The sequence below is a fragment of the Arthrobacter sp. Y3221087 genome (assembly GCF_059089905.1).
The window spans coordinates 830,999-853,286 of sequence record NZ_JBNHFE010000001.1 but is presented as its reverse complement, the minus strand read 5'-3'; the positions used below and the strand labels follow the sequence as shown (position 1 = coordinate 853,286).

19 protein-coding genes are annotated in these 22,288 nt (G+C 66.9%); 8 read left to right on the top strand and 11 right to left on the bottom strand.

What is annotated here, in order from left to right:
- Positions 1–20: 20 nt before the first annotated feature.
- The 5 genes from AC5RUO_RS04030 to AC5RUO_RS04010 are packed head-to-tail and all read right to left on the bottom strand — an operon-like array spanning position 21 to position 5,837.
- Entirely contained in the window at positions 21–1,424 is a 1,404-nt protein-coding gene (locus AC5RUO_RS04030; protein WP_494102881.1) for a sulfate adenylyltransferase subunit 1, read from the bottom strand.
- Positions 1,424–2,371 carry a sulfate adenylyltransferase subunit CysD gene (cysD, locus tag AC5RUO_RS04025; protein WP_494102880.1) on the bottom strand — a complete coding sequence of 316 codons (948 nt, stop codon included), beginning with the start codon at positions 2,369–2,371 and terminating at the stop codon, positions 1,424–1,426. Before cysD ends, AC5RUO_RS04030 begins: the two co-directional genes overlap by 1 nt.
- Positions 2,368–3,099 (bottom strand): phosphoadenylyl-sulfate reductase, encoded by a 732-nt coding sequence (locus AC5RUO_RS04020; RefSeq protein WP_494010374.1) that lies wholly within the window; start codon positions 3,097–3,099, stop codon positions 2,368–2,370. The genes cysD and AC5RUO_RS04020 overlap by 4 nt, the downstream gene beginning before the upstream one ends.
- A 56-nt stretch (positions 3,100–3,155) precedes the next feature.
- Positions 3,156–4,901 (bottom strand): nitrite/sulfite reductase, encoded by a 1,746-nt coding sequence (locus AC5RUO_RS04015; protein ID WP_494010296.1) that lies wholly within the window; start codon positions 4,899–4,901, stop codon positions 3,156–3,158.
- A gap of 54 nt (positions 4,902–4,955) precedes the next feature.
- Positions 4,956–5,837, bottom strand: a complete 882-nt coding sequence (locus AC5RUO_RS04010; RefSeq protein WP_494102879.1) for a sirohydrochlorin chelatase — start codon at positions 5,835–5,837, stop codon at positions 4,956–4,958.
- 61 nt (positions 5,838–5,898) lie between these two features.
- Here AC5RUO_RS04010 and AC5RUO_RS04005 point away from each other — a divergent pair, with 61 nt between their 5' ends.
- Together AC5RUO_RS04005 and AC5RUO_RS04000 are read left to right on the top strand one after the other, a co-directional pair.
- Complete coding sequence (locus AC5RUO_RS04005) at positions 5,899–6,567, top strand: trimeric intracellular cation channel family protein (RefSeq protein ID WP_494010294.1); 669 nt, start codon at positions 5,899–5,901, stop codon at positions 6,565–6,567.
- A 13-nt stretch (positions 6,568–6,580) separates the two neighbouring features.
- Positions 6,581–7,012, top strand: a complete 432-nt coding sequence (locus AC5RUO_RS04000) for a hypothetical protein (protein ID WP_494010293.1) — start codon at positions 6,581–6,583, stop codon at positions 7,010–7,012.
- Between the two features lie 111 nt (positions 7,013–7,123).
- Here the strand turns inward: AC5RUO_RS04000 and AC5RUO_RS03995 are convergent, their stop codons facing one another.
- The 4 genes from AC5RUO_RS03995 to AC5RUO_RS03980 form a co-directional block, all read right to left on the bottom strand.
- Positions 7,124–7,945, bottom strand: coding sequence for an endonuclease domain-containing protein (locus AC5RUO_RS03995; protein ID WP_494010292.1), 822 nt, complete (start codon positions 7,943–7,945; stop codon positions 7,124–7,126).
- A 415-nt stretch (positions 7,946–8,360) separates the two neighbouring features.
- Entirely contained in the window at positions 8,361–9,461 is a 1,101-nt protein-coding gene (locus AC5RUO_RS03990; protein ID WP_494010291.1) for a polyprenyl synthetase family protein, read from the bottom strand.
- Positions 9,458–10,801, bottom strand: coding sequence for a geranylgeranyl reductase family protein (locus AC5RUO_RS03985; protein ID WP_494010290.1), 1,344 nt, complete (start codon positions 10,799–10,801; stop codon positions 9,458–9,460). Before AC5RUO_RS03985 ends, AC5RUO_RS03990 begins: the two co-directional genes overlap by 4 nt.
- A 5-nt stretch (positions 10,802–10,806) precedes the next feature.
- The gene (locus tag AC5RUO_RS03980; protein ID WP_494010373.1) at positions 10,807–11,583 is read right to left on the bottom strand and encodes a demethylmenaquinone methyltransferase; all 777 of its coding nucleotides are present in this window, start codon (positions 11,581–11,583) and stop codon (positions 10,807–10,809) included.
- Between the two features lie 127 nt (positions 11,584–11,710).
- On the opposite strand from AC5RUO_RS03980, the gene AC5RUO_RS03975 reads away from it, so the two are divergent.
- The 6 genes from AC5RUO_RS03975 to AC5RUO_RS03950 all read left to right on the top strand — a co-directional run bounded on the left by AC5RUO_RS03975 (position 11,711) and on the right by AC5RUO_RS03950 (position 18,160).
- Entirely contained in the window at positions 11,711–13,117 is a 1,407-nt protein-coding gene (locus AC5RUO_RS03975; protein WP_494102878.1) for an isochorismate synthase, read from the top strand.
- Positions 13,118–13,298: 181 nt separating this feature from the next.
- Positions 13,299–14,102, top strand: coding sequence for an ABC transporter substrate-binding protein (locus AC5RUO_RS03970; protein ID WP_133345603.1), 804 nt, complete (start codon positions 13,299–13,301; stop codon positions 14,100–14,102).
- A 139-nt stretch (positions 14,103–14,241) separates the two neighbouring features.
- Entirely contained in the window at positions 14,242–15,033 is a 792-nt protein-coding gene (locus tag AC5RUO_RS03965; protein ID WP_494010288.1) for an amino acid ABC transporter permease, read from the top strand.
- 12 nt (positions 15,034–15,045) lie between these two features.
- Positions 15,046–15,849: an amino acid ABC transporter ATP-binding protein gene (locus tag AC5RUO_RS03960; protein ID WP_494010287.1), complete on the top strand. Its 804-nt coding sequence runs from the start codon at positions 15,046–15,048 to the stop codon at positions 15,847–15,849.
- 251 nt (positions 15,850–16,100) lie between these two features.
- Positions 16,101–17,315, top strand: a complete 1,215-nt coding sequence (locus AC5RUO_RS03955) for an aminotransferase class I/II-fold pyridoxal phosphate-dependent enzyme (protein WP_494102877.1) — start codon at positions 16,101–16,103, stop codon at positions 17,313–17,315.
- Complete coding sequence (locus tag AC5RUO_RS03950; RefSeq protein WP_494010285.1) at positions 17,312–18,160, top strand: VOC family protein; 849 nt, start codon at positions 17,312–17,314, stop codon at positions 18,158–18,160. Before AC5RUO_RS03955 ends, AC5RUO_RS03950 begins: the two co-directional genes overlap by 4 nt.
- 24 nt (positions 18,161–18,184) lie before the next feature.
- Here AC5RUO_RS03950 and menD read toward each other — a convergent pair whose 3' ends face one another.
- Both menD and AC5RUO_RS03940 read right to left on the bottom strand, forming a co-directional pair.
- Complete coding sequence (gene menD / locus AC5RUO_RS03945) at positions 18,185–19,891, bottom strand: 2-succinyl-5-enolpyruvyl-6-hydroxy-3-cyclohexene-1-carboxylic-acid synthase (protein ID WP_494102876.1); 1,707 nt, start codon at positions 19,889–19,891, stop codon at positions 18,185–18,187.
- 177 nt (positions 19,892–20,068) lie between these two features.
- The gene (locus AC5RUO_RS03940; protein WP_494102875.1) at positions 20,069–22,144 is read right to left on the bottom strand and encodes a PhoX family protein; all 2,076 of its coding nucleotides are present in this window, start codon (positions 22,142–22,144) and stop codon (positions 20,069–20,071) included.
- Positions 22,145–22,288 lie beyond the last annotated feature (144 nt).

Here is a 22,288-nt window from a genome sequence, read left to right as displayed (position 1 = left end):
CGCGGTTTCGAAGGCGGAAGCTAGATGCTGTAGCGCTCGTCCTCGTGGTCGCCCGGGTGGTCCTTGACCAGGCCGGCGGCCAACGTGTTGCCGTCCAGCGGGTCGATCACCAGGAACGCGCCGGTGCGGCGGTGGTGCAGGTAGTTCTCAAGCGGCAGCGGCGCGGCGAGCCGGAGCTGCGCGTGCCCGATGTCGTTAAGTTCCAGGCTTGAGGCCGGCTCCAGCTTGAAAGACGCGAGGTCCAGCTTTCCCGAGACGTTGCGGACAAGGGCCTGCACGGTGCGGGTGCCGTGCTTCACCAGGACCTTCTGGCCTTCGCGCAACGGCTTCGGGGACAGCCAGCATAGGGCCGAGTACAGGTCTGCGGAGGCTTCGCGGACGGTGCCGGCAGCAGCGATGGTGTCACCGCGTGCGACGTCGAACTCCTCGGCCAGGCGGATGGCGACGGACTGCGGGGCGGCGGCTTCCTCCAGCGAGGAGCCGGCGAAGTCGATGCCCACCACGGTGGTGGTGCGCGGGTCCTGGCCGGGGGTCAGGACGGAGACCTTGTCCCCCACCTTGACCGAGCCTTCGGTGATCTGGCCGGCGTACGCGCGGTAGTCGCGGTAGGCCTCCACGTCCAGGCCGGCAGCGACGGCGTTGGGTGCCAGGGCGCCCTGCGGCCGGATGACCAGCTGCACCGGGAAGCGGAAGCTCTCCAGGTGGCTCTCAAGTTCGTCGGCGGCCGGGAGGGTCTCCAGGACCTCCAGCAGCGCCGGACCCGTGTACCAGGGGGTGCGCTCGGAACGGTCCACCACGTTGTCGCCGTCGAGGGCGGACACGGGGATGACCAGCAGGTCGCTGATTCCGTCGGAGCCGAGGCCCAGTTCGCGGCCCACCTGCTGCACGTCCGCCTCGATGTCACGGAACACGGACTCGCTGAAGTCCACCAGGTCAATTTTGTTCACGGCCACGATCACGTGCGCCACGCGCAGCAGCTGCAGCACGGACAGGTGCCGGCGGGTCTGCTCCAGGACGCCCTTGCGTGCGTCGATGAGCACGACGACGGCGTCCGCCGTGGACGCGCCGGTCACCGTGTTCTTGGTGTACTGCACGTGCCCGGGGCAGTCGGCCAGGATGAAGCTGCGGCGGTCGGTGGCGAAGTAGCGGTAGGCCACGTCGATGGTGATGCCCTGCTCGCGCTCGGCACGCAGACCGTCGGTCAGCAGGGCCAGGTCGATGCCGCCCTTGTCCCCGCCGAAGCCGCGGTCCGCGGAGGTGCGGGCAACGGCGTCGAGCTGATCAGCCAGGATGGCCTTGGAATCGTGCAGGAGGCGGCCCACCAGGGTGGACTTGCCGTCGTCGACCGATCCTGCGGTGGCGAACCGGAACAAAGTGGTGGGCAGGGCCGTCTCGAGGTCGGCAGCCAAAATATCGGTGCTCATTAGAAGTACCCGTCCTTCTTGCGGTCTTCCATGGCAGCCTCGGAGATGCGGTCATCTGCGCGGGTGGCGCCACGTTCGGTCAGGGTGGAGGCGGCGACTTCAACCACGACGTCGGCCACGGTGAAGGCGTTGGACTCGACGGCGCCGGTGCAGGACATGTCTCCCACCGTGCGGTAACGGACGGTCTTGGTAATGACTTCCTCGTGCGGCAGCGGCTGGGAGACCTCGCCCACTGCGCGCCACATGCCGTCGCGGGCGAAGACCTCTCGCTCGTGGGCGTAGTACAGGGCGGGAAGCTCGATGTTTTCGCGCTCGATGTAGCGCCAGATGTCCAGTTCGGTCCAGTTGCTGATGGGGAACGCACGGACGTGCTGGCCCACGGTGTGGCGGCCGTTGTACAGGTTCCACAGCTCGGGGCGCTGGTTACGGGGGTCCCACTGGCCGAACTCGTCACGGAGGCTGAGGATGCGCTCCTTGGCGCGGGCCTTGTCCTCGTCACGGCGGCCGCCGCCGAACACGGCGTCGAACTTGTTCTGCTGGATGGCGTCCAGCAGCGGGACGGTCTGCAGCGGGTTGCGGGTGCCGTCGGCGCGCTCTGCCAGTTCGCCGCGGTCGATGAACTCCTGCACGGAGCCCACCACGAGCTTCAGGCCCAGGCGCTCAACGGTCCGGTCGCGGAAATCGATGACCTCGGGGAAGTTGTGGCCGGTGTCCACGTGCAGCACGGGGAACGGGACCTTGCCCGGCCAGAATGCCTTGGTGGCCAGGTGCAGCATCACCACCGAGTCCTTGCCGCCGGAGAACAGCAGCGCGGGCTTCTCGAACTCGGCAACAACCTCGCGGATGATGTGGATGGCCTCGGATTCGAGGGTGTCCAGGCTGGAGAGGCGCGTGGAAACGGCGGCGTCAGTCACCTGGGTGGTCTCCTCGGTCAGTGAAGTGCTCATACGTGTAGTCCGCATTCTGTCTTGTTGGTTCCTGCCCAGCGGCCGGCGCGGGGGTCCTCGCCGGGAGCCACCTTGCGGGTGCAGGGCTGGCATCCGATGGACGGGTAGCCCTGGGACAGGAGCGGGTTGACGGGCAGGAGGTTGTCGTCGGAGTACTGGACCAGCTGGTCGAACGTCCACGCGGCCATCGGGTTGACCTTGACCAGGCCGTTCTTGTCGTCCCAGCCCACCAGCGGCGTGTTGGTCCGGGTGGGGGCTTCGTCGCGGCGGACACCGGTGAACCACAGTTCGTAGCCGGCCAGGGTGCGCTGCAGCGGCGCCACCTTGCGGAGGGCGCAGCACTGGGCGGCGTCACGGGCGAACAGGTCCTTGCCCAGGAGCCGGTCCTGCTGCTCCACCGTGTTCTCCGGGAGCACGTCCACCACGTTGACGCGGAGGTTCGCTGCCACCTCGTCACGCGTGGCGTAGGTTTCCGGGAAGTGGTAGCCGGTCTCCAGGAACAGGACGTCGACGCCGGGCATCTGGTCCGCGACCAGGGCGGGCAGGACGGCGTCGGCCATGGAGCAGGCGACGGCGACCGCCGGCATCTCGAAGTTGCGTTCAACCCAGGCGATGACATCGCGGGCGGGGGCATCCCAGCCGAGTTCGGCGGCACCGGCTTCGGCGAGGGCCTTCAGCTCTTCCTTGGAACGAAGCTTGGGGGCTGCTGCCGCCACGGTGGCGTCCACCTCGGCGGAGGCCTCTGCCGGCGCAGCCACCGGATCTACACCAAGTGCATGCTTACTCACTGGAGTGCCTCCTCGTCTGCCGCGTGGGCCCACTCTGCGAAGGTCTGGCCTTCGGAGCGCTGGGCCACGAACGTGCGGACAACGCGCTCCACGTAGTCCGGCAGGTCGTCGACGTACACCTTCAGGCCGCGGACGGTCCGGCCCAGGCCGGCTTCCTCGCGGTTGTTGTTGGCCAGCCCGCCGCCCAGGTGGACCTGGAACCCCGGGGAGGGATCGCCGTCGGGCGTGGGAAGCATCATGCCCTTGAGGCCGATGTCCGCCGTCTGGATGCGCGCGCAGGAGTTGGGGCAGCCGTTGATGTGCAGGGACAGCGCCTGCGGCAGTTCACCGGACTCGGCGAGGTCCGCCAGGCGGCGCTCCAGCTCGGCGACCGCGGTGGCGGCGGTGTGCTTGGTCTCCACGATGGCCAGCTTGCAGTACTCGATGCCGGTGCAGGCGATGGTGCCACGGCGGAACACGGACGGGCGGGCAGAGAGGCCCAGGGCGTCCAGCTCGGCCACCAGCGGCTCCACGTGGTCCTTCTCGACATCCAGGACAACGAGCTTCTGGTGCGGGGTGGTGCGCAGCCGGTAGGACCCGCGGGCCTCAAGGGTGTCCGCCAGCTTGACCAGCGCAGCGCCGGACAGGCGGCCGGCCACGGGGGTGGCGCCGATGAAGAACTTGCCGTCCTTCTGCTCGTGCACGCCAACATGGTCGCCGGGCGTGGTGGGCTTGGGCGCGGCCGGACCGTCGGCCAGCTTGTAGCCGAGGTATTCGTCCTCCAGGATCTGGCGGAACTTCTCCGGACCCCAGTCGGCCATCAGGAACTTCAGGCGGGCCTTGGTGCGCATGCGCCGGTAACCGTAGTCGCGGAAGATGCTGGTGACGCCGAGCCACACGTCTGCGGCCTGCTCGGGCTTCACGAACGCGCCCAGGCGCTTGCCGAGCATCGGGTTGGTGGACAGCGCGCCGCCGGCCCAGAGGTCGTAGCCGACGCCCAGTTCCGGGTGGCGGACGCCCACCAGCGCGAAGTCGTTGATCTCGTGGACAACGTCCTGGCTGGGGTGGCCCGTGATGGCGGACTTGTACTTGCGCGGCAGGTTGGACAGGAGCGGGTTGCCAATGAACCGCTCCCCCAGCTCCTCGATGAGCGGGGTGGGGTCGATGATTTCATCCTTGGCGATGCCGGCCACGGGCGAACCCAGGATGACGCGGGGCACGTCGCCGCAGGCCTCGGTGGTGGACAGGCCCACAGCCTCCAGCCGGTTCCAGATCTCGGGGATGTCCTCCACGCGGATCCAGTGCAGCTGGATGTTCTGGCGGTCGGTGAGGTCGGCCGAATCGCGGGCGAAGTCCACGGAGATCTGGCCGATGACACGCAGCTGCTCGGTGGTGAGCGCGCCGCCGTCGATCCTCACGCGGAGCATGAAGTACTTGTCTTCGAGCTCGTGCGGTTCAAGGGTTGCGGTCTTGCCGCCGTCGATCCCGGGCTTGCGCTGGGTGTAGAGGCCCCACCAGCGGAAGCGGCCGTGCAGGTCCTGGCCGGGGATGGCGTCGAAGCCTTCCTTGGCGTAGATGGTTTCGATACGCTCGCGCACGTTGAGGCCGTCGTCTTCCTGTTTCCAGGTTTCGTTGGCGTTCAGGGGCGTTTTGCCGTCAACTTTCCACTGCCCGTGCGGCTTTGCAGCGGGACGGGACGCGCGGGCGGGGCGCTTGGTGGAAGCGGAGTCCGCGGACGCTCCGGCTAGAGCTGTATCAGTCATGCATCGACTGTAGGTCCCCCCGGAATGGCGTCACAAAGGCCCGGAAACGCTAAGTCACCTAGGGAAATATTTCGTCACGAAACGCCGGACGGCCTTGAAGAAGCCATCCTGCTGTGCATCGGATTCCGCTGTTCGCCGGGGGTCCGAGGGCGCCCCGGCGGGCGCCCCGGCGGGTGCAGCCGCGGGTGCAGCGGCGGCTGAATTTTGGGCCTTCGCGACGGCGGCGTCGTACCGCTCCAAGGCGATTTCGGCGAGCACGGGGGACGGCAGCAGCGGCTCGGTCACCAGGTCGGCCCCGGCTTTGGCCAGCTGGTCGTGGAAGTAGCCCGGCGCCAGGAGGTAGGAGGCAATCACCACCCGCCCGCCGACGTCGACACCTCCCGCGGACTCCCCCGCCCCGGCACCTCCTGCCAGCTCCTCGCGAAGCATTGCGACGGCGTCGGGCACGGACGGCTTGGCAGAGGCACCGTAGGCGGCCACCATCCGGTTGGATCGCAGCTGCCGCAACTGCCCCAGCAGCTCCTCCACGCTCTTGGCCGCGTTCGGGTTGGACGAGCCGGCGGCGGCGAGCACTACCACGTCGTTGTCCGTGACGCCTGCTTCGCGCAGCCGCTGGTCAAGCAGCGCCGCGAGGCGCGGATCCGGGCCCAGGGGCGCGGCGGCGGCACTTCCCGGCCGGCTCTTCACAGCGCGCGCAATGTCCACCTTCACGTGGTAGCCGACGCTTAGCAGCAAGGGCACCACGACGGCGGACTCCCCCGCCGGCAGTCCCGCCACCACATCCACCAGATCGGGCTGCTGGACGTCCACGTACGCTTCCCGAACGTCCAGGCCGGGGCGGAGTTCAGCGATGGCGGCACGCAGCGCGTTGACGTCCGCCGCTCCCTGTGCGTTGGACGTCCCATGGGCGCAGGCGATCATGATGGGGCTGTTCATAGGGGCTAGCGTAACGTTGGAGCCGCCCTGTCCGAACCACTTTGAATTGCCGGGACGCTCCATGACATTCGCTTTTGACATCGCCCTGGTTTGGCTGGACCTGGCCGGTGTCTTTTTCTTCGCGGTCTCGGGGTCCCTGCTGGCGGCGCGGAAGCGGTTCGACATCCTGGGCTCGCTCCTCCTGGCCTCGCTCGTGGCCCTGGGCGGCGGCGTTATCCGCGACATCATCCTCAACATCGTGCCGGCCCCCTTCACCAACCCCGCCTACCTGGTGCCGCCGCTGCTGGCCACAGTCCTGGTGTACTTCCTCTTCTCCAGCGTCCAGCGCTTCACCTCACTGCTGGTCCTGTTCGACGCCGGCGGGCTGGCTTTGTTCTGCATCACGGGCACCTTGAAGGCACTCTCCTTCGGCATGAACCCGTACGCGGCCGTCCTGCTGGGCGTGGCCACCGCCGTGGGCGGCGGGCTGCTGCGCGATATCACCGCGAACGAGGTGCCCCAGCTGTTCAACGCCCGGGAGCTGTACGCGTTGCCGGCATTCAGCGGAGCGGCGCTGACTTCCCTACTGTGGGTGTCGGGCTTGTTCAATACCGTGACCGCATTCTTTGTGGCGGCTGTGGTTTTTGCCTTCCGGGTCATTGCATGGCGCCGCTACTGGTACGTTCCGCTGGCTGTGCGGGGGTGGCAGCGCAATGGCTCCACCGGCGGCGAATCGCGGGGCGGCCATTAGCTAGGATATGAGCATGACTGACATGTTCCTCGAGAAGTTCCGCGCGCTTGTTCCGAAGTATCTCGAGGATGAATGGCAGGAAGCGGACGGGCTGTCCGAGGAGGAACTGGACAAGGCCCTGGCCGAGCACCAGTTCCAGATTCCGCTGGTCCTGCGCGAGTTCTACCTGGCGGTGGGCGGCTGCGAGGACCTCATGGAGGCCTACCACTACTTCTGGGACCCGGACGAGCTCGAGGTGGACGACGAGGGTTTCCTCATGTTCCTCGAGGACGAGGACGAGGAGTACACCTGGGGCTTCCGCGTGGGCGACCTCACCGTCCCGGACCCCATCGTGTACCGCCGCAACAACGCCCGCGGCCAGTGGAAGTCCGAAGAGGGCACCTTCTCCGAGTTCGTGTTCGACATGTTCGAGTGGGCCTTCGAGGACGACGAGCACGAGGACTAGGGTTTCTCTCCTGGTTCGGCGCTGAGTTTCCCCACCTCTGGAGCAGTCCGACGGCGTGTCCCCGAATTTAGCGGGAGTGTCCGGGATCTGGCCGCACAAACCTGGGGAATCTCAGCGCACTACCCTGCCCCGCAGCACCTGCCACACCTCATCAGTGATCTTTTGCGGGTTGTAGACGACGTCCGCGTAGCCGTACCGGAGCACCGCGTAGCCGGTGAGGGTGCTCGCGTTATTCCTGATCCTGTCCTTCTTCACCTGCCGCGGCTCCAGGTGCGTGCCGCCGTCGATCTCGACGATCAGGAATCCTTCCAGGAGGAAATCCACGATCCCAATCCCGGGCAGCTCAACCTGGGTCTCAGTGTGGATTCCTTCCCTGCGAAAGAGTAGCCGGGCCACCACCTCGATAGCCGAGTCGGCCGTCCCGTCCACCAGGTCCAGCACGCTCCTGGCACAGCCATTCCGGTTACCGGGCAACCGCTCACGCAGGTAAGCCAGGGTGGTCACCCCTTGCCGCAGCGCGCTTTCCACCATAACTGCAGCCTCCACAGCGGGAAGGCACCGCAGGCTGTGGATCAAGACATCGGTGGTACTGGCCACCGGTTTGGGCCCCTTGGCGGGCACCAGGGACTCCCGGTGGACCACAGCCCCACGGGGACCCGCGTGCTTGCACAGCAGGTGGAATGCCCTGGGCTCATGCAGCAGCCAGAGTTGCCGGTGGCTGGCAGCTGAGGCACACGTCAGCAGCCCATTGCCCATAACAGCTGCCGTCATATCGGGAGCAGCACCCGGCAGCGCCACAACGCCGTGCCGTAGTCGGAGAATCTCGCCGCCAGCCACCGCATTGCGGACGTCACGGTCCTTGAATCCTGCCCGTAGGAGGGTGGAAGTACGGCTCACAGATCCGGCGTACTGCAGGAATCGGAGAAGGTCCATGGGCCCAGCTCACTCAATATCCCGCGGTGGCGACAGGTTCGGGAACGGTTATGTGCACAAGGTTCCGCAGAATCTCCCCAACTTTGACCAGGCGTACCGGTGTGTCCCCGAATCCCGCCGACACATTTCCGCTTACTGCTGCCGAAGGTGGGGAATCCAGGCGCAGAAAAGGTGTGACACCTGTTTTAACAAGTAGGTTGCCTTTTGTGACAGATCTGTCATAGACTGTTTCCGGATCCGCTAAACGCCTCCGGCGGGTCTGATGCGAACGGAGAGATAGTCCCGGTTCAAAGCAATGCAAGTTGCAGCGGGCCGGGGCTGTCCCGTTTAACTGGCGCTGCCGGATTGTGGGCTGGCGGCGCCACAAACAACAGAAGCCCGGCGCCTGGGGGGAGCCGGGCTTCTGCTTTGAGAACTAGCTGGCGCGGTCCACCACAGCCAGCGCGAAGTTGGACAGCGATTCCTTGACCACGCCCTCGGGCAGCGGTGCCAGCGCGGCGATCGCCTCGTTGGCCCAGCTACGGGCCACCACCCAGGACTCGGCCGTCACGGGGTGCGCGCGCAGCCCGGCAACGGCGTCGGCCAGCGCCTCGTCCGAGCTCAGGTCCCCGTCCACCAGCTTGAGCAGTTCGACGGCGGACTGGTCGCCGTCCTCGGCAGCCTTCCGCAGGAGCAGCACGGGCAGGGTGGGAACCCCTTCGCGGAGGTCCGTTCCGGGCGATTTGCCAGACTTGACCTTCACCCCGGTGACATCGATGACATCGTCCGCGAGCTGGAAGGCCACACCCACCTTCTCGCCGTATTCCACCAGCACCTTTTCATAAGCCTCGTCGGCGCCGGAGAAGATGGCACCGAGCTGCCCGGAAGCAGCAACAAGCGAGCCGGTCTTGTCCGCGATCACCGAGAGGTAGTGCTCCACCGGATCCTCGTCCGGCCGCGGGCCCACGGTTTCATGCAGCTGCCCGAGGCAGAGCCGCTCGAAGGTGCGGGCCTGGATGCCCAGCGCGCGCGAGCCCAGCTCGGACACCAGGATGGAGGCACGGGCGAAAATCAGGTCGCCGGTAAGGACCGCCACCGAGTTGCCCCAGACCTCGTGAGCCGTGGGTGCGCCCCGGCGGAACGGAGCGGAGTCCATGACGTCGTCGTGGTACAGCGTTGCCAGGTGGGTCAGTTCCACCACGACGGCGGCCTGCACCACTGCAGGCAAGGAGGCATCGCCCAGGTGGGCGCACAGCAGGGTGAGCAGCGGCCGGATGCGCTTGCCGCCGGCCTCCACCAGGTGGCGCGACGTTGCGTCAGCCAGCGGGTCCGAGTTGGCAATGGCCTCGCGGAGCTTCTTCTCCACCTTGGCCAGGTTGTTGGTGATGGCCGGGCCCAGTTCTGCATCTTCGGCGATGGCGGCGAATCCCGCGGGGAGCTGGAGTCCGGTGGCAATGGCGCTGGTGTTGAGGCTTGGTTCAGCGTCGGTCATGCCGTGTCCGGCGTGGGTCCAGCTGTGCTCTGCGGGTTTGGTCACGGGTTAACCCTAACTTTTTGTTGCGGATACCGCTGGTTGGAGACTGCCGGGGTGGGCGTCAATGTATTGGATGTGGCCGGGACGAGCGACTCCAGGACCCGGATCACCCTGTCCTCAAAGCCCTTTGCGGTGGGGTGCGTCAGGTTGGCCAGCAGCCGCACCACGAACCGCATCAGCACCGGGATGGGCATTCCGGTGCCCAGCGCGAGCTTCATGACGGCCGGCTTCCCGATCAGCGCGGCGAACACCCGGCCCAGGGTGAAGTGCGAGCCCCACTGGCCCCGCACGTAGTCCGCGTAGCGCGCCAGATGACTGTCGGCGTCGTACGTTCCGCCCGAGGAGGCCAGGCGGGCGGACGCATCGATGATGAACTCGGCGGCGAAGCGCGCGGATTCCATCGCGTAGGAGATGCCCTCGCCGTTGAACGGGGACACCATGCCGCCGGCGTCTCCGAGCAGGAGCAGGCCGGGTGAGTAGTGCGGGGTGCGGTTGAAGCCCATGGGCAGGGCAGCGCCGCGGATGTCGCCCACCTGGTTTTCCGGCGTGAAGCCCCAGTGGGCGGGCATGCCGGCAGTCCATTCGCGGAGCACCTGCTTGTAGTCGAGCTTGCCGAATTCCTTCGAGGAGTTCAGGATGCCCAGCCCAACGTTGGACGTTCCGTCGCCGACGCCGAACACCCAGCCGTAGCCGGGCAGCAGCTTGCCCTCGCGGCCGGGAAGCTCCAGCCAGCCTTCCATCCAGTCGTCGTCCGTGCGCGGGGAGGTGAAGTAGGTGCGGACCGCCACGCCGAGGGGCCGGTCGTCACGTTTTTGGATCCCGAGGGACACAGCAGTGCGCGTCGAGTTGCCGTCCGCGGCGAGTACGACGTCGGCAGGAAAGTCGCGCGTCTCCCCCGTCTTGCGTCCGGACTCGTCCAGGAGCGCTGCGCGGACCCCTGTCACGCGGCCATCCTCCGCATGCAGGGCGTCGGTGACGCTGTGCCGCTCAAGGATGGTGGCACCCGCGGCCTGGGCGTGCCGGGCCAGTTCCTCGTCGAAGCCCAGCCGGGTGCGGATCAACCCGTACTGGGGGAAGTCGGACACCTCGGGCCACGGCAGCTCGATGGTCCGCCCCCCAGCGATCAGGCGCAGGCCCTTGTTGCGGCGCCAGCCGTCGTTTTCCGGGTGCGGCAGGCCGAGCTTCTGGATCTCCCGGACGGCACGCGGGGTCAGCCCGTCGCCGCAAACCTTTTCGCGCGGGAAGCTGGTCTTCTCCAGGACCGTGACCTCGAGCCCGGCCCTGGCGAGGTAATAAGCAGCGGTGGATCCGGCGGGACCCGCGCCGACAATCAGTACCTTCACGCGGGTCAGCGGGTGATGTTGCGGCGGAGCTTGGCCACCGGACCCTTGTGCGCGGCGATGGCGGCAGCCGCGTCGCCGGGCGTTTTGTCAACCGCCTTGAAGGCGCGGTGCACCGCCACGATCCCGCCCGTGAGGTTGCGGTAGGTGACGTTTTCCCAGCCGGCGTCCTGCAGCCAGGCTGCCAGGTGGTCCTGGTCCGGCCAGGCGCGGATGGACTCGGCAAGGTAGACGTAGGCGTCCGGGTTGGAGGCAACCTTTACGGCGATGGCCGGAAGCGCGCGCATGAGGTATTCGGTGTACATGGTGCGCCAGAGCGGAACCACGGGCTGGGAGAACTCGGCAATGACCAGGCGGCCACCCGGTTTGGTGACGCGGAGCATCTCCTGCAGTGCCTTCTTGGGCTCGTTCACGTTGCGGAGTCCGAACGAAATGGTGGTGGCATCAAACGTGTCGTCAGCGAACGGCAGGTTGGTGGCGTCGCCGGCGATGAAGTTGATGTCGGGGCGGCGGCGCTTGCCCACCTTGAGCATTCCGAGGGAGAAGTCGCATGCCACTACATCTATGCCTGCATCGGCATATGGCTCGCTGGACGTGCCGGTTCCGGCAGCCAGATCCAGGACGCGCTGGTTCTTGGACACTTCCATCGCTTCCACCACAACCTTGCGCCAGCGGCGGGTCTGCCCCATGGACAGGACATCGTTGACGACGTCGTACTTCGGTGCGACGTCGTCAAACATGGTGGCTACTTCGTCCGGACGCTTGTCCAAGGATGCTCGGTTCACCATGTCATTGTCTCAAATGTTCGGCAGGCCCCGGACCACCAGCCCTTTGACTCCCGGCCCTTCCCGGGATGCCCTAAGATCCCTCCCCTGAAGCCGGCTTTGCGGTCGGGAGTAGTGTTGTCTCATCATGACGAGCACGATCCGCACCCTGACAGTCCCCCTGGATGGCACCGCATTCCCCGGGGGGCTGCCTTCGTTTCTGGTGCGGGACGATGTCCTTTGCTGGACCCGCCGTGAGGCCGGCCTGGCGGGCTTCGGCGAGATCGCCCGCTTCACGGCCACCGGCCCGGAACGGTTCCTCGAGGCCGATATCTGGTGGCGGCACCTGGTGATCGAAGCCGACGTCACCGACCACGTGGAGCTGCCCGGCACCGGCCCGGTGGCTTTCGGGTCCTTCGCCTTCTCCAAGACCTCCGCGCACGAGTCCCGGCTGATCGTGCCGGAAGTCGTGGTGGGCGTGCGGGACAGCAAGGTCTGGGTCACCCAGCTGACGCTCGACGACGGCGAGCTCACCGAACAGAGCGCCCTCGCCGCCCTGGACCGCTGGCTTGGCAACGGCTCTCCGTCCGCAGCTTTCGCCAGCGCAACCATCACGACAGCGGCAGCGGACTCCGCCGCGGACCCGCAGCAGGGTCCCCTTCCCGCCCGGGCGGGCGCCGCCGTCGTCCGCCCCCTCCCCCTGGCCGCCGGCGCTACACTCCACACCGGGTCACTGAGCGAGGAAGACTGGATGGACGCGGTATCCGCAGGGGTTGCTGAAATCCGCACCGGGGCGCTGGAGAAACTGGTGCTGGCCCGCGACGTGGTGGCAACCATCCCCACCGGCGTGAACGCGGCGCAGGTGCTCCGGGAACTGGCCGCGCGGTACCGCGAATGCTGGACCTACGGCGTGGACGGGCTGGTGGGCGCCACCCCCGAGATGCTCATCCAGGTGGAGGGCCGGACAGCCCAGGCGCGCGTGCTGGCTGGAACGCTGGACCGGCGCGACGCGCACGGCGAGGACGGCCTGCCGATGGATTACGCCACCCGGGTGCTGGCCGGCTCCGAGAAGCAGCGGCACGAGCACGAGATTGCCATCCAGTCTCTCACCAAACAGCTGGCGCCGTTCTCGGAGGCCATGAACGCGCACGATGAGCCCTTCATCCTCGAGCTGCCCAACGTCTGGCACCTGGCTTCCGACGTCAAAGCCGAACTCACCGAGGTGGAAGGCCACGTCCCCACCTGCCTGGCACTGATCAACGCACTGCACCCCACCGCCGCCGTCTGCGGAACGCCCACGCAGGTGGCGGGCGCGCTGATCCGCAAGCTGGAGCACCTGGACCGCGGACCCTACGCGGGTCCGGTGGGCTGGCTGGACGCGGCAGGCAACGGCGAGTGGGGCATTGCCCTCCGCGGTGCCGTGATCGAGGCGCCGGACACCGTGCGGCTGTATGCCGGGTGCGGCATCGTGGACGGCTCCCAGCCGGAGGCCGAGCTGGCTGAAACGTGGGCCAAGTTCCGCCCGATGCTGGAGTCCCTCGGCATCAGCACCTGAGCTGGCCTTCAAGCCCCGAGTCTGGAATAGGAGACAAGTCACCGCCCGACACGCTTGATTTCTGGTGTGATTTAGTTATCCAATAGTGAAACTAAGTTTCCTGTGATGCACATCTCATAATCGGGGCTACACTATGAACCGATTTAGAACCGCATACCCCTGCAACAAAAGGTAAAGAAACATGCAGCTCAAGTCCCTGGCCACGGCCAAGATCACCGCCAAGGCAGCAGCAGTCTTCGCCGTCGGCGCCCTTACCCTCACGGCGTGCGGTGGCGGCAGTTCCACGCCCGCCGCGTCCGAAGGCGGCATCCAGCTGATCAACGCAGGCAAGCTCACGGTCTGCTCCGACATCCCCTACGAGCCATTCGAGTTCGAGAAGGACGGCCAGACGGTCGGCTACGACATCGACATCGCCAAGGAAGTTGCCAAGGACCTCGGCGCTGAACTCAGCATCGTGGACAGCTCCTTCGAAGCAATCGAAACCGGCACCGCCCTGACCCAGTGCGACCTGGGCATCTCCTCGATCTCCATCACGGACACCCGCAAGTCCGTCATGGACTTCTCCACCCCTTACCTGGATGACGACCTGGCCCTCGTTGCCAGCGAGGACTCCGGCATCAGCAGCCTGGACGACGCCAAGGGCAAGAAGGTGGGCGTCCAGCAGGCAACAACCGGCGCCGACTACGCACAGGAACAGGGCCTTGAGGCGCAGCAGTTCGAGGACACCGGCCTCCTGGTCCAGGCACTCCAGGCCGGCACCATCGATGCCGCACTGGGCAACCAGTCCGTCCTGGGCTACGCAATCAAGGACGACCCCAAGTTCAAGAGCGTTGAAGACTTCGCCACCGGCGAACAGCTGGGCATCTCCGTCAAGAAGGGCAATACCGCCATGCTGGAGAAGGTCAACGGCACCCTTGAGCGCCTGGAAGAGGACGGCTCACTGGAGAAGTTCAAGACCACCTGGTTCGGCGAGACCGCCAAGTAAACCAGAGCATGGGCCCAAGGCGTCCGTAGCCTTGGATCCTTTCCAGCCCTGAGAACCACGCAGCCGGGGCCCCGGACAAGCTGTACGCAGTCCGTCCGGGGCCTCTGCCACGCATAACGAATGTGAGCAACCCATGGCAATGGCAATGACAGCACGTCAACGCGCCAGAGTAAGCCTGTACGTCCAGGCCGGAATCTTTGTTGTGGCCGTCGCCGCGCTGATCCTGGCCACCGACTGGGAGACCATCGGCAACAGCGTCTTCAACTTCGCCAAGATCGGACCGATGTTCCCGGGCATCTTCATCACCGGCCTGGTCAACACCCTGATTTACACCTTCCTGGGCTTCATCGTGGGACTCTCCGGCGGCCTGCTGCTGGCCCTGATGAAGCTTTCCAGCTTCCCGCTGTACCGCTGGATCGCCACGGGCTACATCGAGTTCTTCCGCGGCATCCCCGCCCTGCTCGTGTTCATCGCCTTCGGTTACGGTGTTCCGCTGGCCTTCGGCGTTTCGTGGAACGTCACGGTGATCGTGATGATCTCGCTTGGCATGGTTGCATCGGCATACATCGCCGAAACCCTCCGGGCCGGTCTGCAGGCTGTCCCCAAGGGCCAGCTCGAAGCCGCCCGTTCCCTCGGCATGCCGCAGTGGCGCGCCATGGTGACCATCGTGATCCCGCAGGCGTTCAAGATCGTCCTGCCGCCGCTGACCAACGAGATCATCCTGCTGACCAAGGACTCCTCACTGATCTACGTCCTGGGCCTGACCGCCTCGCAGTACGAGCTCACCAAGTTCGGCCGCGACGGCATCTCCAGCCTGGGCGCAGGCCTGACGCCGCTCCTGGTAGCCGGTGCCTTCTACCTGGTCATCACCATCCCCCTGAGCCTCCTGGCCCGGAAGTTCGAAAGCCGCTCCGCGCGGACCAAGCGATAGGCAGGGAAGACAATGAACGACGTCGTACATTCCTCCAGCGGCAGCACCAGTACCATCCACGCCGCCGGCGTAGCGATCAAAGACCTGCGCAAGTCCTACGGAGCCAACGAGGTCCTGAAAGGCATCAGTCTGGACGTGGCTCCGGGTGAAGTGGTGTGCCTGATCGGGCCCTCCGGCTCGGGCAAATCAACCCTCCTCCGCTGCGTCAACCTGCTGGAGCAGCCCAACCAGGGCACCATCCAGGTAGGAGGCTTCGAGGCAACCGACCCGGACGTGGACATCGACAAGATGCGCCGCAAGGTGGGCATGGTGTTCCAGCAGTTCAACCTGTTCCCGCATCTGGACGCCAAGCGCAACTGCTCCATCGCCCAGACCAAGGTCCTCAAGCGCTCCCAGGCCGAGGCGGACAAGGTCTCCATGCACAACCTGGAGCGCGTGGGACTCGGGCACCTGTCGGACCGTTTCCCCGACCAGCTCTCCGGCGGCCAGCAGCAGCGTGTGGCCATCGCCCGCGCGCTCAGCATGGACCCCGAGTTAATGCTCTTCGACGAGCCCACGTCCGCCCTGGACCCCGAGACGGTGGGCGATGTCCTCTCCGTCATGCGGAACCTGGCCAAGGAGGGCATGACCATGCTGGTGGTGACCCACGAAATGGGCTTCGCCCGGGAAGTGGCCGACCGCGTAGTGTTCATGGACGGCGGCGTTGTGGTGGAGGAAGGCGCGGCCGAGCAGGTCATCAGCTCCCCCACCCAGCCCCGCACCAAGGAGTTCCTGCGCCGCGTGCTCGATCCGACACACATCGACATCGAGGAGTAGGCCCTCCCCGCTTTCGCTACGCACACTCCCCGGCGCTATGTATCTTTCCGCAGCGCCGGGGATTTTGTGCGTTACAGGGCACTCTGCGGCCCGTATTTGAAGGAGGTGTACGACGGCGGCACGCGCCTTCTGTGCGGGCATTTACTTCCGCGGTGCCGGGGCACACAATAGGTCCCACCACAGCCCTGGCTCAGCAGCGCGCTGCCCGTCCGGCCGCCGTCCCACCCGGCGGCGCATCCAGGAGCGCAGATATGAATCCCCAAGCCACACCACCGCCGGCGGCAGTATCCGAACGCGCTGCACGGCTGGCATCGGTAGCATCGTTCCAGCGGGTTGACTCCTTCATCCGGCGGTACCTTAGCCGGGGACAGGACCAGCGCACCGTCTGCGACTTCACGTTCGGCAACCCCCACCAGATGCCGCCGGACCGCTACGTCAACACTTTGCGGGATGCCCTGGTTCCCCGCAATGATCAATGGTTTGCCTATAAAACCAACGTGGCGACTGCGCAGGAGGCGGCCGCACAGTCCCTTGAACGGCTGCTGGACGTGCCCTTCAGGACAGAGGACATCTTCCTTACCACCGGCGGGTTCGCCGCGATCGCCCTGGCGCTGAAGACCGTGGCGGATCCCGGCGACGAGGTGGTCTACAGCCTGCCGCCGTGGTTCCTGTACGAGCCGCTGATCCTCGAAGCCGGGCTGATACCGGTGAAGGTGAAGGTCGACACTGCCACGTTCGATCTTGACCTCGCCGCCATCGAAGCGGCCATCACGGCGCGGACGCGGGTTGTGATCGTCAATTCTCCCAACAACCCCACCGGCCGGATCTATCCCCCGGAACTGCTGCTCCGGCTCGCCGACCTGCTGGAAACTGCGTCTGCGAGGATTGGGCGGCGCATCTACCTCATCTCGGACGAGGCCTACAACCGGATTGTGTTCGGCGGCGCGCGGTTCCACAGCCCGGCGGAGTACTACCCGTACACGCTGCTGGCCTACTCCTACGGCAAGACCCACCTCTCCCCCGGCCAGCGGGTGGGGTACCTGGCCCTGCCCCCGGCCATGCCGCACCGGGAAGAGATGGCACCGGCCATCAGCGGCCTGCAGGTGGCGATGGGCTGGGTGTACCCGAATGCGCTGCTGCAGCACGCGCTTCCCGAGCTGGAGAAGTTCTCCATCGACGTCGGCCAGCTGGAGCGGCGCAGGGACCGCCTGGTGGACGCGCTAGGCAGCATGGGCTACCGCATGCAGCCGCCGGAGGGCACGTTCTACCTGTTCGTCAGCACCCCCGGCCCGGACGACGAAACCTTCACCGAATCCCTCGCCCGCCGCGACGTCTTCGTTTTCCCTGGCACGCTGTTCGAGACGCCCGGGTTCTTCCGGATGTCCCTGACAGCCAACGAGGACATGATCGAGCGGAGCCTGCCCACATTCGAAGCAGCGATCAAGGAAAGCAGGAGCGGAACATGAACGGACGGGCGTACCCTCCAGGGGTGCCGTGCTGGATCGACACGACCCAGCCTGGAATCGACGCGGCAGCTACCTTCTATGCCGGACTCTTCGGCTGGACGTTTCGGGAGGCAGCTCCGGGAGGCGGGACGGACCGCTACCTGGTGGCCCAGCTGGACGGCGCGGACGTGGCAGGGATCGCCAGCGGCCGCGAAGATACAACGGCCTGGAGCACCTACATCGCGGTCGAGGACGCAGATGCCGCAGTGGATCGGCTGGTCGCTGCCGGTGCCGGGCTGCGGGCACCGGCAACAAACGCGGGAGAGGACGGCCGCAGCGCGGCGCTAACTGATCCGGAGGGCGTCGAATTCCGCCTCTGGCAGCCGAAGCGGCAAGGTGGGGCACACGCCGTCAACCAGCCCGGGACCTGGAACTTCAGCGACCTCCACACGCGCAACCCGGAGGCCGCCGTCGGCTTTTACCAGGGCGCGTTCGGCTGGCAGGTGGACAGGGTGGGCTTCGGAGCAGACGACGCCGACTTCGGATTGATGGTCCGCGTGCCCGGGTACGGCGAGCACCTTGAAAAGACGGTGGATCCGGAGATCAGGGCGCGGCAGTCCGAGTTCGCAGCTCCTCCCGGATTTGCGGACGCTGTCGCCTGGATCGTCCCGATTGGACCCGACCGGATGCCGCACTGGCATGTCACGTTCGCTGTCGCCGACCGGGACCGGACAGCCCTCGACGCCGAACGGCTCGGTGCCCAGGTCCTTCGGCAGGACGACACCGGTTGGACCCTTGAGGCCGTGATCCGGGACCCGCAGGGGGCGGTCTTCACCGCCAGCCAGTTCACGCCGCCCACGGGCTGACCGGTCCGGCGGGGGACCTACGGCCTACGGCACCAGCACTCCCCCGACAGCGGCCGCGACGGCGTCCTTGATCCGCGCGTGCAGCTGCCGCAGGGAATGACGGTCGGTGCGCACTTCCACGATGGTGCGTCCGGACACCGGCCGGGCGAGTGCCTCGGCGAGTCCCGCCGTCGTGCTGATCAACGAATGCCCCACGCCGTACGCCGCGGCGAGTGCCGCGATGTCCACCGAATGCGGGGTGCCGAAGAGGCGTTCGACGGCGTCTCCGTACTTCCCGCCTTCCTCCACCGCGCCGTGCTCGAGCAGCCCGAAGATGGCGCCGCCGGCATCGTTGAGGACCACCATCCGCAGATCCGGCTGCTCTTCCCCCGCGCCGAGGAGGAGGCCGCCGGCGTCGTGCAGGAAGGTGACGTCACCGAGCAGGACAGTGGTTTCCTGCCGCCCGCCCAGCGCGATGCCCGTGGCGGTGGAGATGGTGCCGTCGATCCCGGCCAGGCCCCGGTTGGCGTAGACGGTGGCGGCCGGCTCCGGCGCGGGCAGGCCGGCGAGGTCCACGTCGCGGATGCCGTTGGACGACCCCAGCAGCAGCTGCCCGCGGGCGTGGCGCCACACCAACGCCCCCACGGAAGGACCGGTGGCCGCAGCCTCCGCGGCCAAAACGCCGTCCAGGGCGTGTTGTGCGGCGGACCCGGCGAGCAGCCAGGTGTCCAGCCAGGCGGAGGTGCCGCGGCCGGCAAAGTCGGCGAGGTCGGACAGGTTCTCCAGCGGCAGTTCGGTGCGGCGACCGGGCTCGTACCAGGCCACCGGAACGGGCTGGTACAGGGCTGACTGCACGTCGGCGCGGGCCAGCAGTGCGGCGACGGGGCGGGAGAGGGTGGGCCGGCCGAACAGCACCACCCGCTCGATGGGCTGCCTTGAATCCGGCCCGAAATGTTCCAGCAGCAGCCGGTACGGGCCCACGGCGTTGGGGCCGAACCGGGAGTTGGACGACGGCTCGGCGAGCAGCGGCAGGTTGTGGGCGCGGGCGAACGCCTCGGCCACCGGTCCGGCGTCGTGCCCGGCCAGGACAACGGTCCGCCGCTCCGGCAGCTCATCCGCCACCGGCGGCAGGTTCATGACCAGCGGCTCTGTTCCGATCCGGTAGCGCTGCCGCTCCACCGCCGTCGGGAGCCCCTCTTCCGGAGATGGGACCAGCGGATCCCGGAATGCGAGGTTGAGCTGCACCGGCCCTGGCGGGATCTCGGCGAAGGCGCCTGTCGCCGCGGAAAGCCCGGTCTGGATGGCGCGTTCGGGGTTGCTGCCCGCGGGGATGTCGGCAGCGAACCGGACCTGTTCGCCGAAGAGGTCCGGCTGGACGGTGGTCTGGTTGGCGCCTGTTCCGCGGAGTTCGTCCGGCCTGTCCGCGGACAAGACAATCAGCGGGACGGCGGCGTGGTTGGCCTCCATCACGGCTGGCAGCAGGTTTCCGACGGCGGTTCCGGACGTGGTCAGCACGGCGGCCGGGGAACCGGTGGACAGGGCAAGGCCCAGGGCCGTGAACCCGGCGGCACGCTCGTCGATCCTGACCAGCAGTTCCACCCGGCCCGCTGCGGACGCCTCGGCCAGCGCATACGCCAGGGGGGCCGACCGGGAACCGGGCGAAACCACCACGTGCCGCACCCCGCCGTCGAGCAAGGTATTGACAATGATCCGGGCAGCGGCGAGGGACGTCAGGAGGTTCTCAGAAGGCACTGGTCCAGTCTGCCACCCCCCCGGACGCTCTCTCACCTACCGCGGCCACAACCCAAACCCTCTCTCACCTACCGCGGCTTAAAGGGGTACGCTCTCTCACTGTCCGCCGCCCCAGCAGACAGACAGTGAGAGAGCGTTGATCCAAAAGGCGCCGTAAGTGAGAGAGCGTCAGAAGGGTCAGTCGCGGATGCGGAACACCTGGATCACGGACGGACGCGGGGCGCGCGCCTGGCCTGGGGCCGGCGTCGTGCCTGCCGCAACGTAGTCGGGGAAGAAGGACACCTGGTTCTCGAAGGTTCCGTCCTCGCCCGGGTGCTGCACGGCGACGAACACGGTGCGCTCCTCGTCGTGGATGATGGGGCCGCAGGTCTCGGCGTCGCGCGGGACGGCAAGGAACTGTTCAACCTTGCCGCGCTCGGCGCCCTCCAGCGTGACCTTGAACAGGCCGTCCGCCCGGCCGATGCCGGAGGGGGCGCCGTCAGTGGAGATCCAGAGGTTGCCAACGGAGTCGAACGCCAGGTTGTCCGGGCAGGAGATGGGCGAAACCTTGTCCACCGGGAAGCCGGAGAAGTAGGTGACGTCGCCCTGGGCAGGGTCGCCACAGACCATCAGCAGGTTCCAGGTGAAGGTGGTGGAGGTCTGGTCGCCGGTTTCGGTGATCTCCACAATGTGGCCGTCGCGGTTCTGGTTTCGCGGGTTCACCTCCGTGGCGCCCTCGTTCGTGCCGGTGCCGCGGTTGGAGTTGTTGGTGCAGGCCACGTAGACCTTGCCCGTGTGCAGGCTTGGTTCCACGTCCTCGGCGCGGTCCATTTTGGTGGGTCCAACCTTGTCGGCGGCCAGGCGGGTGTACACCAGGACCTCTTCCACGGACATGCCGGGCACGGCGGACTTGCCGTCAAGCACCAGCGGCAGCCACTCGCCCGTGCCGTCGAAGGCACCGTCCGAGGGAACCGCACCGGTGCCGGTGATTTCGGCGGCGGGCGAGTTTCCGGTGAACTTGGCCACGTAGAGGCTGCCGGCGGACAGGAGGGTCATGTTGTGCTTGCGGTCGCCCTCGCGGTACTTGTCCTTCGAGACGAACTTGTACAGGTAATCGAAGCGCTCATCGTCGCCGGAGTAGGCCACCACGTGCCCGGACTTCGCGATGATGACGTTGGCGCCCTCGTGCTTGAAGCGGCCCAGCATGGAGTGCTTCTTCGGGGTGGAGGTGGGGTCGAACGGGTCCACCTCCACGATGTAGCCGAAGCGGTTGGCTTCATTCTCGTAGCCGGGGTTGCGGGTGTCCCAGCGCGGTTCGTCCAGCTCCCACCGGCGGGCGGTGGGCTTGGACGTGATGCCGTAGCGCCTGTCGCCGGCGGACGTGCCGTTGCCCACGAAGTAGCCCTGGAAGTTTTCCTCACCGGACAGGATGGTGCCCCACGGGGTGGTGCCGCCGGCGCAGTTGCCCAGCGTGCCCTTGATGAAGCGGCCGGCAGGGTCTTCCACGGTCTTAACCAGGGGTGAACCTGCGGCCGGCCCCGTGAGCTCGTACACCGTGGAGTTCAGGAAACGGCGGTTCAGTTCCGCACCCTTGACGTAGGTCCACGGCTTGTTCTTGTTCTGGCGCTCCAGCTCCACCACGGACAGGCCGTGCGCAGCTGCCCCCACAGCGCGCATCTGGTCTGCCGGCATGGTGGGCGGGAACATGATGGCGTCGTTGGTGTACTCGTGGTTGGAGAACAGCACCGCGCGGCGGCCCTTGCTGCCCGGGATCTCCAGGATGTCCGTGTAGTCGTTGTTGTAACCGAACTGCTTCTCCTGCGCCGCCGCCGTCTGGTTGGCCAGGTCGAACTCCGGCGCGTCGTTGAACATGGGGTCGCCCCAGCGGATGACCGGCTGCCAGGTGAAGCCTTCGGGAACGGTGACCGCGTCAACCATGGCGTCAATGGACGGGATGGCGGTGAACTGGAGCTTGGACTTGCCGAAGCCTTCCTTCGCTGCCTTGGACAGGCCCGTGGCGGAGGCGGAGTCAGGCGAGGTCACTGCTGAACCGAGGACGACGGCGAGCGCACCGGCGGCGCCGAAGCCCAGGGCGGCGCGGCGGGACATGGTGGCGGAGGCAATGTCGCGGAAGTAGCTGTTGGAGCTGGTGTTGCAGACATCGCCGGCGCAGGCGTTGTCGCACTTCAGGGCGCAGGTGACGGCACTGCGCTTGCCCTTGGTATGGCCGAGCATCGGCAGCAGCGTGAATTTGCGGGTGGGCGTTTCAGACATGAGGGTGCCTTCCAAAATGTTCCTCTGGGGTCCGTGCCACCCTGTCAGGTGCTTTCTACGGGGAAACATCAGACAGGTGAAGCCAAGATTAACCGCATGTGACCTGCAGGAACGTCTGCGGAAGCGAGCGGGCGTCCCGGGGAA

Bases quoted from the DNA above. Each gene is read 5' to 3' on its own strand.
- AC5RUO_RS03970 (WP_133345603.1), top strand. From the start codon at position 13,299: ATGCAGCTCAAGTCCCTGGCCACGGCCAAGATCACCGCCAAGGCAGCA.
- AC5RUO_RS04030 (WP_494102881.1), bottom strand. From the start codon at position 1,424: ATGAGCACCGATATTTTGGCTGCCGACCTCGAGACGGCCCTGCCCACC.
- AC5RUO_RS04010 (WP_494102879.1), bottom strand. From the start codon at position 5,837: ATGAACAGCCCCATCATGATCGCCTGCGCCCATGGGACGTCCAACGCA.
- AC5RUO_RS03950 (WP_494010285.1), top strand. From the start codon at position 17,312: ATGAACGGACGGGCGTACCCTCCAGGGGTGCCGTGCTGGATCGACACG.
- AC5RUO_RS04015 (WP_494010296.1), bottom strand. From the start codon at position 4,901: ATGACTGATACAGCTCTAGCCGGAGCGTCCGCGGACTCCGCTTCCACC.
- AC5RUO_RS03975 (WP_494102878.1), top strand. From the start codon at position 11,711: ATGACGAGCACGATCCGCACCCTGACAGTCCCCCTGGATGGCACCGCA.
- cysD (WP_494102880.1), bottom strand. From the start codon at position 2,371: ATGAGCACTTCACTGACCGAGGAGACCACCCAGGTGACTGACGCCGCC.
- AC5RUO_RS04000 (WP_494010293.1), top strand. From the start codon at position 6,581: ATGACTGACATGTTCCTCGAGAAGTTCCGCGCGCTTGTTCCGAAGTAT.
- AC5RUO_RS03960 (WP_494010287.1), top strand. From the start codon at position 15,046: ATGAACGACGTCGTACATTCCTCCAGCGGCAGCACCAGTACCATCCAC.
- AC5RUO_RS04005 (WP_494010294.1), top strand. From the start codon at position 5,899: ATGACATTCGCTTTTGACATCGCCCTGGTTTGGCTGGACCTGGCCGGT.
- AC5RUO_RS03940 (WP_494102875.1), bottom strand. From the start codon at position 22,144: ATGTCTGAAACGCCCACCCGCAAATTCACGCTGCTGCCGATGCTCGGC.
- AC5RUO_RS03965 (WP_494010288.1), top strand. From the start codon at position 14,242: ATGGCAATGACAGCACGTCAACGCGCCAGAGTAAGCCTGTACGTCCAG.
- AC5RUO_RS03955 (WP_494102877.1), top strand. From the start codon at position 16,101: ATGAATCCCCAAGCCACACCACCGCCGGCGGCAGTATCCGAACGCGCT.
- AC5RUO_RS03995 (WP_494010292.1), bottom strand. From the start codon at position 7,945: ATGGACCTTCTCCGATTCCTGCAGTACGCCGGATCTGTGAGCCGTACT.